Raw genomic sequence first — 9,611 nt, forward strand, 5'->3', positions numbered from 1 at the left:
CCAGGATGAAAGACTTCTTAACATGACTAAGCAAATCATAGACAGCCACATAGCCAGAACCATCATGATGTTTTTTTTCGGGAGTTCCCGAAGCGTCCCATCGGACTGGCGGTCGAATTCCATGAAGACCAGGTTCCAGATCTCCAAGAAGCGGTCGCAGTCGCATCCCGGGCGACAGTCCGCTTTCCCACAACCCCGCTCCTTCCCTGTGTCGTAGTAGATTTCCGAGCAGTACCCGCAAGGTCCCACGGGGCCCGAGGCCCAGAAGTTGTCCTCATCACCGAGGAAAACAATTTTCTCCTCCGGAAGCCCCACAACATCGCGCCAGATGGAGAAGGCTTCCTCGTCTTTTTTGTGGACAGAAACAGAAAGCCGCTCCACGGGAAGACGGAGCTCTTCGGTGAGGAATTCCCAGGCCCACTGGCAGGCTTCTCTTTTAAAGTAGTCGCCGAAAGAGAAGTTGCCGAGCATTTCGAAGAAGGTGTGGTGCCGCGGCGTGTACCCGACTTTCTCGAGGTCGCTCACCCGAACGCACTTCTGCACCGTGGCAACCCGCCGAAAGCTCGGCTGCACCTGCCCAAGGAAAATGGGTTTGAAAGGAACCATGCCGGCAATGGTGAGAAGCAGCGTAGGATCCGAGGGAATGAGAGGAGCGCTCGGGAGCACCTTGTGACCTCGCTTTTCGAAAAAGGAGAGGAAGAGACTCCTGATGTCACTGCTTGTGAACACGGTAATCCACCACCTGGAACGTCCGTAGTCTCCTGTTCGTCGAGGGCAAGAAGACACACTCTACCGGAAAGGCAAAATCGGGCTGGATTCTGCCTCGGGCAAGCCAAAAACGCGAAAGGTCGTTCCGGTAAATCCCCGGATTGGCGCGGACAAAGAGTCTGAGCGGAGCATCAACCCAGACGACCTTCGAAATCTCAGGGATTCGGGAAATAGCCTCGGCAATGCGTTTTCGAAAGGTCTCCTCCGGAAGGGGCCACACGTTGATAAGGGCAATGTTCTCCGAGAGGGGACCAATCACCGTGACGTTGGCAATATCCCGGGGGTACGAAGCTTCATCAAGGAGGCGAAGGAGCAGCGCATTGCTCTCCACGACGGCCTTCCCGTGAAAGGAAGGGACGGCAAGGGGCTTCAAGAGGTGTTTCAGAAAGCATCCCTCTCGAACCCGGTTCTCCCCAATCCGGCGAATGGGTATGCCAAGGGACGCTGCTAAAGCGGCAATCTCCTCTTTGCCGAGGTCGAAAAGGGGTGAAAAAGTATCTCCGAGGAATTTCACGCCCCGGTGTCCCCAGCTGTCACTTTTATTTGCCCCACCAACGATGAGCGTTCCTTCTCCGAAGTGCTCGCGAATGCGACCGAGTTTTGCCCTCTTCGTGCAGAGGTTACAGGAAGGACCACCCCGGGCAACCTCTTCAAGGGCCTTCTGCCCCGGGATGTACACGTGTTCCACTCCAAAGTGAGCAACGAGAAAGGCGATGTTCTCTCGAGCCTTTTCGGGAAGGTACGGCCCCCAGTCAACGGTCGCGGCCGAAACCCGAGAACGACCGAGGGCTTCAAGGGTGAGGAAAAGGGCAACAGTGCTGTCCATTCCTCCTGAGAAGGCCACCACCACTTTGCGGAAACGGGAGGCCACCTCCCGAATTTCCTCGCAAAGGGTGGCACAAAGAAGCGAAGCTCTCTCAAGAGCGACGTTCATTTTTTCAGGTTATGGAGAATTGTGGCGAGCTTCTCTCCGATGACATCCCCGAGAGTAATCCGCCCGTCCTGGGCCTGCTCCTTCCGGGCTTTCTCTTCCTCCTCTTTGAGGGCCTGCTTGATGCTCAGACCAATCTTCCGCTCTGCGTCGTCGAGTTTGATGATTTTAACCTTGACCACGTCACCCTCTTTGAGGACATCTCGAGGAGAGCTGATACGTTCCTCAGAAATCTCGGAGATGTGCACAAGGCCATCCCAACCCTCCTCAAGTTCCACAAAGGCTCCAAAGTCCACGATTCGGACGACCTTGCCTTCGTGGATGCTCCCGAGAGGATACCTCGTCTTTATGATTTCCCAGGGGTCGGGGAGAAGGGCCTTGCGGCTCACCACAATCCGCTGCTCTTCGGGCTTGAGCTCTATAATCTTCAGGGAAACGGTCTGCCCCTTCTTGAAGACCTGGCTTGGATGCTTCACCGGCTCCCAGGCGATTTCCGAAAGCGGAAGGAGCGCTTCAACCTCAGGGGCGACTTCAACGAAAGCCCCAAAGTTCATGAGGCGCTGGATTTTTCCCTCCACCACATCGCCCACTTGCCACTTCGTCGCCACGCTCTCCCAGGGATTCGGACGGAGCTGACGAAGGCTAAAGGTGAGCTGGCGGCTCTCCCGATCGATGGCAATGACTTTTGCCTCGACGAGCTGGTTCCGTCGGACCACATCGTTCACCCGGGTGACTCGCTTCCAGGAGAGTTCCTCAAGGGGAATGCGTCCCTCTACGCCCTCCTCGACCTCCACAAGGGCTCCCCGGGTATTGATTTTGTTCACCCGGACACGGACGGTACTCCCAACGGGGTACTTCTCCTCGATGTTCTCCCAGGGATCAGGGAAAATCTGCTTGAGTCCTAAGGAAACCCGCCGACGCTCCGGGTCAAGCTCCAGAACCTTAGCTTCCACGATGTCCCCGACTTTGACGACCTCCCGCGGATGCCTCACGTATCCCCAGGAGAGGTCCGAAATGTGGATGAGCCCCTCAACGCCTTCTTCGATTTCCACAAAGGCACCGAAGTCCTTGAGGGATACAACTTTGCCCTTCACAACATCGCCGACTTTGACTTCCTGGGCGAAACGCTCCCAGGGGTCAGGAGTTAAGCGCTTCAGGCTCAGGCTGATTTCTTCCTTCTCCGGGTTCCAGGCGATGACTTTAACCTCGATTTCATCGCCCTTCTTGAAGAGATCCTCAAGCTTCCCAACCTTCCCCCAGGAGACTTCGGAGATATGGAGGAGCCCATCAATGCCCCCAAGGTCCACGAAAACGCCGAAATTCGTAATGTTCTTGACGATGCCTTTTCGGACCTGGCCCACCTCGAGGGAGGCGATGGTTTCCTGGCGACGGCGGGCAAGCTCTTCTTCGATTACCGCTCGGCGGGAAACGATGACGTTGCGGGTCTTGCGGTCGGCCTCTATCACTTTCACCTCAATGGACTGGTCGATGAGCTCATCGAGGTTGCGGGGAACCACATCGACACAGGAAGCGGGCAAAAAGGCGCTCACGCCTATGTCCACAATGAGCCCGCCTTTAACCTTCCGCTTGACCTTGGCGGTGAGGACTTTGCCTCTCTCCTTGCTCTCCTCTATGTCAATCCAGGCTCCCTGGTAGCGGGCCTGCTCCCGGGAAAGCCACACATACCCCTGGTCATCAATCCGGGTCACCATGACCCAGACCTCTTCACCTTCCTGGAGGTCGTGCTCGACTTCCCCCTCTCGCCCCTGAGCCCGCTCCCGGAAGGGGAGAATTCCCTCCGCCTTGTAGTTAATGTTCACAAAGTACCCTTCGTCACCCTTTTTGATGACCTTTCCTTTGATGAGGTCGCCGGGACGCACAACGCGGATTTGTTCGAGGTTCTCGTGGAGCAGCTCCATTGCCCTTTCGTTTTCCACACCCAACACACTCCTTCCTCACAGGGTGACCCCGCCGCTGTCGTGTGCCAACCGCTTTGATCCTCGTCCTCCAAAAGGTGGGTGCCCTCTCGGGGAAACCTCGGTTTCCCTGAAGTCCGGGCTCCCTGGACAAGGGTGTTGGGTCAAAGCCTCATTTGACATCACGGGCAGGGCAGGGCCACAAACCGAGACTTCTTCCTCGGAAAGATAATAGCACAAGCCACCTCCTTTTGCAATGACAACTACTCCCGTCCCTTTTTGAGGGCAATGCCGAGGACATCAAGCTGCTCCTTTGTGACCGGCGAGGGAGCACCGGTGAGGAGACACACCCCTTTTTGGGTCTTCGGAAAGGCAATGACTTCTCGAATGGAATCCTCCCCACAGAGGAGCATCACGAGGCGGTCAAAACCCAGGGCGATTCCCCCATGAGGGGGGCAACCGAACTGGAGTGCCTCGACGAAAAAGCCAAACTTTTCGCGAATTTCTCCTTCTGTAAGACCAAGAAGGGCGAAAATCCTCTCCTGGAGGTCCCGTCGGTGGATTCGGATACTCCCCCCTCCCACCTCATACCCGTTGAGGACAAGGTCGTACGCTTTAGCCCGAACCCGAGCCGGATCGGTACCAAGGAGAGGAATATCCTCATCAAAGGGCGCGGTGAAAGGATGGTGAACCGAGACCCATCGGTTTTCTTCTTCACTCCACTCAAAGAGCGGAAAATCCACAATCCAGACAAAGGAAAATTGCTCTTTCTCTTTGATTTCTGCTCCAAGGCGCACCCGGAGGCTCCCAAGGAACTCCTGGAGTGGCTCCTCCTCTCCCCAGGAAACAAAGAGCACCGAACCTTCCTGAAAGGGGTACTGCGCCACGAGGCGCTGGAAGAGAGCCTCCGAAATCTTCCCCTTGAGAGGTGAGGAGAAGTCCTCAGAAGTTTTCCGAACCCAGGAAAAGGCAAGGTGCTTCTCCTTGGCCTCCTGGGCAAGCGCATCGAGCTTTTTCCTCGAGAACCCATGGTCCTGGGGTACAAAAAGACCCCGAACGGCCACATGTGGTCCAAAGAAACTCTCCCCTTCCCCAAGGAAAAGAGGGGTGAGGTCCTCAATAGGGAGAGCAAAGCGAAGGTCGGGCTTGTCCGTCCCATAGCGTTTCATGGCCTCTTCGTAGGAAAGGCGCGGAAAGGGGGTCTGAAGAGATACTCCAAGGACCTCGGCAAAGAGAACCACCATGAGGCTTTCCACAAGCCCCATCACGTCTTCCCGGTCCACGAAGGACATCTCAATGTCCACCTGGGTGAACTCCGGCTGCCGGTCGGCTCGGAGGTCCTCATCCCGGAAGCAACGGACAATCTGGAAGTACCGGTCAAACCCGGCAATCATGAGAATCTGCTTGAAGAGCTGCGGCGACTGGGGAAGGGCATAAAACGATCCCGGGCTCAGGCGACTCGGGACAAGGAAATCCCGAGCCCCCTCTGGAGTGCTCTTTGTGAGGAACGGCGTCTCCACCTCCACGAAACCCTGCGCGTCGAGGAAGCGGCGAATCACCTGGGCCGCCCGGTGGCGGAGGATGAGGTTTTCCTGCATCTTGCGCCGCCTGAGGTCCAGGTACCGGTACCGGAGTCGAAGGGACTCATCCACCTCTTTTTTTCCCTCGATTTCAAAGGGAGGAAGCTCCGAAGGAGAGAGAACGGTAAAATCCAAAGCGTGCACCTCGATTTCTCCTGTGGCTAAACGAGGGTTCACAAGCCCTTCCGGTCGTTCCCGCACCACTCCCCGCACCTGCACCACGTACTCGGGTCGGACCGAAGAAGCCGTGGCATAGGCATTTTCGTTCTTTGAGTCCACCACCACCTGGGTTATCCCCCACCGGTCCCGGAGGTCGAGAAAGATAAGGCCTCCGTGGTCCCGGATGCGATGCACCCAGCCGGCAAGGACAACTTCTCTTCCCGCATCGGCTCTCCGGAGTTCGCCACAGGTATGCGTCCTCAGCATAGTTCCCGCTCCTTTCGTAACCGTGCGATGAGCTCAGGAAGGGAAAGGAGTACCTGTTCTCCCAGGACAAGGTCTTTAAGGGCAAAGGTGCCTCTCTGCCTCTCCTCTTCTCCCACAATCACAACGAACCGGAGGTTCATTCTCTGGGCCCGCTTCAGGTGGTACTTGAGGCTTTTTGAGGCAAAGTCAAGGTGAAAGGGAATACCCGAGGCAGCAAGTTCCCGGCTCAAATCAAGGAGCACCACTTCTGCCGCCTCATCCTGAGGCGCCAGGTACACCCGGAAAAGAGGAGAAGGCTTCTCCCTTCCCTCAAGGAGAAGAACAATGCGTTCCATTCCTGCTGCAAAACCAACCCCGGGAACATCGGGCCCCCCAAGCACCCGGGAAAGGCCATCGTACCTTCCCCCTCCACCAATGGCATCCTGCGCCCCCAGGGTCTTCACCTTGACCTCAAAGACGGTACGGGTGTAGTAGTCAAGCCCCCGGACGAGGCGATGATTCACAACGAAGGGAATACCAAGAGCCTCAAGAATTGCAAAGAGCCGCTCTTCATGCTCACGGCATGAAGGACAGAGGAAATCCTGGATTTTCGGGAAAGCGGGATCCCCAAAAACTTCCTGACAGGACTCCATCTTGCAGTCGAGAACCCGCAGGGGGTTACTCGCAAGGCGCCGAGCGCAGTTCGCACAGAGCCGACTCTCGAGAGGAGTAAGGTACTCTCTGAGCCTTGCGACGTACTGAGGCTTACAGACAGGGCATCCGATGCTATTCACCTCAAGGGAGAGGTCGGAAAGACCAAGCTCCCGGTAAATTGTCCAGGCAAGGTTAATGATTTCCGCGTCGCAGGCGGGCTCGTTGAAACCAAGGGCCTCAAAGCCAAACTGGTGGAACTGACGCATGCGCCCTGCCTGGGGCCGCTCGTAGCGGAACATGGGACCGATGTAGTACCACTTGACCCGGGGGTTGCTCACCGAAAAGCCATGCTCCAGGTACGCCCGGACAACCGGAGCTGTACCTTCAGGACGGAGGGTGAGGCTCCGTCCTCCCTTATCGGTGAAGGTGTACATTTCCTTCTGCACGATATCCGTCTCTTCCCCCACTCCCCGGGCAAAGAGCTCCGTATGCTCAAAAATGGGCGTGCGAATCTCCTCGTACCCGAAAAGAGCCGCATTCTTCCGCACCACTTCCTCCAGGCGCTGCCAGAGAAGCGTCTCTTCACCGAGGATATCCCGAGTTCCCCGTGGTGCCTTGATCACCTCAGCCACGTGCCATCCCTTCCTCACCGAATCTCAAGCTCATGCACCACCTCAAGCTCCCGAAGGGCTGAAGCCACCTCGACGACCTTTTTTCCCTTTGGAGCATGGACCCAGAGGGAGCATCGTACTCTTCCTCTCTCTTCCTTTCGGACCCGAGCGGCATCAATGTTCACTCCGAGTTCTCCCAGGAGGGAACCGACTTTCCCCAGAGCCCCCGGCTCATCTTCAAGGAGAAGCTCAAGGGCGTATCCCCCCTTGGTCCTCAGGAAATGCCCTTCAAAGTACTCCAAAAGCCAGAGCACAAGGAGAATAAGGCCAACCCCTGCAAAACCAAGGAAGAACATGCCCACGCCCATGGCAATACCCACACCGCAAATCGCCCAGAGGCTTGCCGCCGTCGTGAGTCCGGCAACGGTTGAGCCGTAGCGGAAAATCGTCCCCGCCCCAAGGAACCCAATGCCGCTCACGATTTGGGCGGTGATACGGGCAGGGTCCGACCGGAAGAAGAAAACGGAAACCATGGTCATGAGGGCAGAGCCAACGCAGACGAGAATATGCGTCCTGAGGCCTGCAGGCTTTTCCGCCCGTTCCCTCTGCCAGCCCACAATTCCTCCTGCCACGAAAGCGGCAAGGAGCCGGAGAAAGATTGTAACTTCAAGCATCGAGAAATTCCACTTCCCCCTCCCCGTGTTCGGCGATGAAGCGTTCAAGGTCGCGCATGTACGGTAGAGCGCTCTGGGCACCGATTTTTGTGCAGGCTATGGCGCCTGCGGTGTTGGCAATCTTCAGGGCATCGACCCACTCGCGTCCTTCGGCTATACCCACAAGGAGCCCGGCGTTGAAGGCGTCTCCTGCGGCAGTCGTATCCTCCACCTGGACCCTCCGGGGTGGGAGGTACACGCACTTTCTGTCCCCAAAGCTTGCTATGGCTCCCATCTCCCCAAGGGTTATGACCGTGCGGGCCCGACATCGCCTGCGGAGGGCACGGAGCGCCTGCACCGCATCCTGCAGCGTGGTGATGGTGACACCGCTTAGGACTTCTGCCTCGTACTTGTTTGGAGTCATTATATCATTGGCGGTCAAGATTTCGATGGGAAATTCCTGAGCCGGAGCAGGATTGAGCACCACCGTCATTCCAAAACGGTGGGCCACCTCAATGGCCCGATGGACCACCTCATGCGGAATTTCAAGCTGCAAAAGCAAAAAGTCACAGGACTTGAAGAGCTCCACAGCGTTATCGATATCCCGCACCGAGAGTTTCATGTTCGCCCCGGGAGCAACAAGAATACGGTTCTCGCCACGCTCATCAATGAAAATGAAGGCAAGACCGGTATGGGTGAGAGGCTGCTTGGTGACAAAGGCGTAGTCCACGTTCTCCTGCTCGAGATTGAGGAGGAGCCGCGCCCCAAAGTCGTCGTCCCCAACTTTCCCAATCATGCTCACCACGGCCCCAAGGCGGGCACAGGCAATGGCCTGGTTGTTCCCCTTTCCTCCGGGGAACATGGAGAACTCCTTGGCAAAAAGGTTTTCCCCGGCTTCAGGCATTCGTTCAACCTTCAAAACCATGTCCATGTTGAGGCTTCCGATGACGAGAACCTTCGCTCTCCCCACGAGTACCCACCTCTTTCTCCTTTCAAAAACCCTTGGGTATTGTACCATATCTCCTTTCCACGGCCTTCCTCCTTGGGTACAATGGAAGAAAGGAAAGGGGTGATAGAATGATTCGAATTGCCACCGCGCTCTTGAGTGTCTCCGATAAAACCGGTCTTGCAGAGCTCGCCCGGGGCCTTTCAGAACTCGGGGTCAGGCTCCTTGCCACCGGAGGAACGGCAAGATTCATTCGGGACCTTGGAATTCCGGTGACCGAGGTCTCTGAGGTCACCACCTTCCCGGAAATCCTTGGAGGAAGAGTGAAAACCCTCCATCCTGCCGTTGCAGGAGGTATTCTCGCCCGGCGGGAGAAACCAGAGGACATGGAGGACCTGAAAAAGCATGGAATTGCACCCATTGACCTTGTGGTCTGCAATCTCTACCCCTTTGAGAAAAAGGTGGAGGAGGGCGAGAGGAATCTCGACGTCCTTGTTGAGGAAATCGACATTGGGGGCGTGACCCTCCTCCGGGCGGCAGCCAAGAACTGGAAGTACGTCGTGGTAGCCTCCTCCCCTTCCCAGTACCCGGAACTCCTTGAGGAGCTGAGGAAAAACGGAGGCTTCCCTGAGGAGAAATCCCTCCTCTGGGCTATCGAAGCCTTTGCCCGCACTTCCCAGTACGATGGTTCCATCGCCATGTACCTTGACCTGGTGCACCGGGAGGACTCCTTCCCCCAGTACCTGGCCATCCACATGAGAAGGAAAACCACCCTTCGGTACGGAGAAAACCCCCACCAGAAAGGCGCCTTCTACGAGGACCTCTCCCTCGACAGAGAAGGTTTCTTCAAGCACCTTGAGGTCCTTGCAGAAGGAAAGGAGCTCTCCTTCAACAACCTCTACGATGTCCAGGCGGCATACAGCCTCGTCCGGGAATTCGAAAAACCTGCAGTCGTCATCGTGAAGCACAACAACCCCTGTGGTGTTGCAGTACACGAGGACCTCACCCAGGCGGCACAGAAAGCCTTGGAGTCAGACCCGGTCTCGGCTTTTGGCGGGATTGTAGCCATGAACCAACCCGTCACCCGGGAAAGCGTCGAGGTCTTCGGGAACCTCTTCCTCGAGGTCTTCATCGCTCCCTCCTATCC

The 9,611-nt window shown here is 56.8% G+C and carries 8 protein-coding genes and 1 other RNA gene (1 of these 9 running past the window's edge); 1 reads left to right on the forward strand and 8 read right to left on the reverse strand.

Annotated elements, in window-relative coordinates; genetic code table 11:
- The 8 genes from alaS to rbsK all read right to left on the reverse strand — a co-directional run.
- Positions 1-123: the start of an alanine--tRNA ligase gene (gene alaS / locus H5U36_02720; GenBank protein MBC7217087.1), read on the reverse strand. Its footprint begins 2,028 nt before the window's first position; only the first 123 of its 2,151 coding nucleotides appear in the window; it begins with the start codon at positions 121-123; the stop codon falls past the left edge of the window.
- Between the two features lie 589 nt (positions 124-712).
- Positions 713-1,702, reverse strand: coding sequence for an ExsB family protein (locus H5U36_02725; protein ID MBC7217088.1), 990 nt, complete (start codon positions 1,700-1,702; stop codon positions 713-715).
- On the reverse strand, positions 1,699-3,642 hold the full coding sequence (locus tag H5U36_02730) for a S1 RNA-binding domain-containing protein (protein ID MBC7217089.1): 1,944 nt from the start codon (positions 3,640-3,642) through the stop codon (positions 1,699-1,701). Before H5U36_02730 ends, H5U36_02725 begins: the two co-directional genes overlap by 4 nt.
- 18 nt (positions 3,643-3,660) lie before the next feature.
- Positions 3,661-3,818, reverse strand: a non-coding RNA gene (gene ssrS / locus H5U36_02735) — 6S RNA.
- 60 nt (positions 3,819-3,878) lie between these two features.
- The gene (gene aspS, locus H5U36_02740; protein ID MBC7217090.1) at positions 3,879-5,621 is read right to left on the reverse strand and encodes an aspartate--tRNA ligase; all 1,743 of its coding nucleotides are present in this window, start codon (positions 5,619-5,621) and stop codon (positions 3,879-3,881) included.
- Positions 5,615-6,877 (reverse strand): histidine--tRNA ligase, encoded by a 1,263-nt coding sequence (locus tag H5U36_02745; GenBank protein MBC7217091.1) that lies wholly within the window; start codon positions 6,875-6,877, stop codon positions 5,615-5,617. The genes aspS and H5U36_02745 overlap by 7 nt, the downstream gene beginning before the upstream one ends.
- A 23-nt stretch (positions 6,878-6,900) precedes the next feature.
- Entirely contained in the window at positions 6,901-7,539 is a 639-nt protein-coding gene (locus H5U36_02750) for an MgtC/SapB family protein (protein ID MBC7217092.1), read from the reverse strand.
- The gene (gene rbsK, locus H5U36_02755) at positions 7,532-8,488 is read right to left on the reverse strand and encodes a ribokinase (protein ID MBC7217093.1); all 957 of its coding nucleotides are present in this window, start codon (positions 8,486-8,488) and stop codon (positions 7,532-7,534) included. Before rbsK ends, H5U36_02750 begins: the two co-directional genes overlap by 8 nt.
- Before the next feature lie 107 nt (positions 8,489-8,595).
- On the opposite strand from rbsK, the gene purH reads away from it, so the two are divergent.
- Positions 8,596-9,611: bifunctional phosphoribosylaminoimidazolecarboxamide formyltransferase/IMP cyclohydrolase (gene purH / locus H5U36_02760; protein ID MBC7217094.1), on the forward strand; the 1,016-nt coding region annotated here is incomplete at its 3' end.

The sequence above is a fragment of the Candidatus Caldatribacterium sp. genome (assembly GCA_014359405.1).
GTDB classification, from domain to species: Bacteria; Atribacterota; Atribacteria; order Atribacterales; family Caldatribacteriaceae; genus Caldatribacterium; species Caldatribacterium oleiphilum.

What these genes read in the sequence shown, in the direction of transcription:
- aspS (MBC7217090.1), bottom strand. Translation starts at nt 5,621, where the DNA reads ATGCTGAGGACGCATACCTGTGGCGAACTCCGGAGAGCCGATGCGGGA.
- H5U36_02750 (MBC7217092.1), bottom strand. Translation starts at nt 7,539, where the DNA reads ATGCTTGAAGTTACAATCTTTCTCCGGCTCCTTGCCGCTTTCGTGGCA.
- H5U36_02725 (MBC7217088.1), bottom strand. Translation starts at nt 1,702, where the DNA reads ATGAACGTCGCTCTTGAGAGAGCTTCGCTTCTTTGTGCCACCCTTTGC.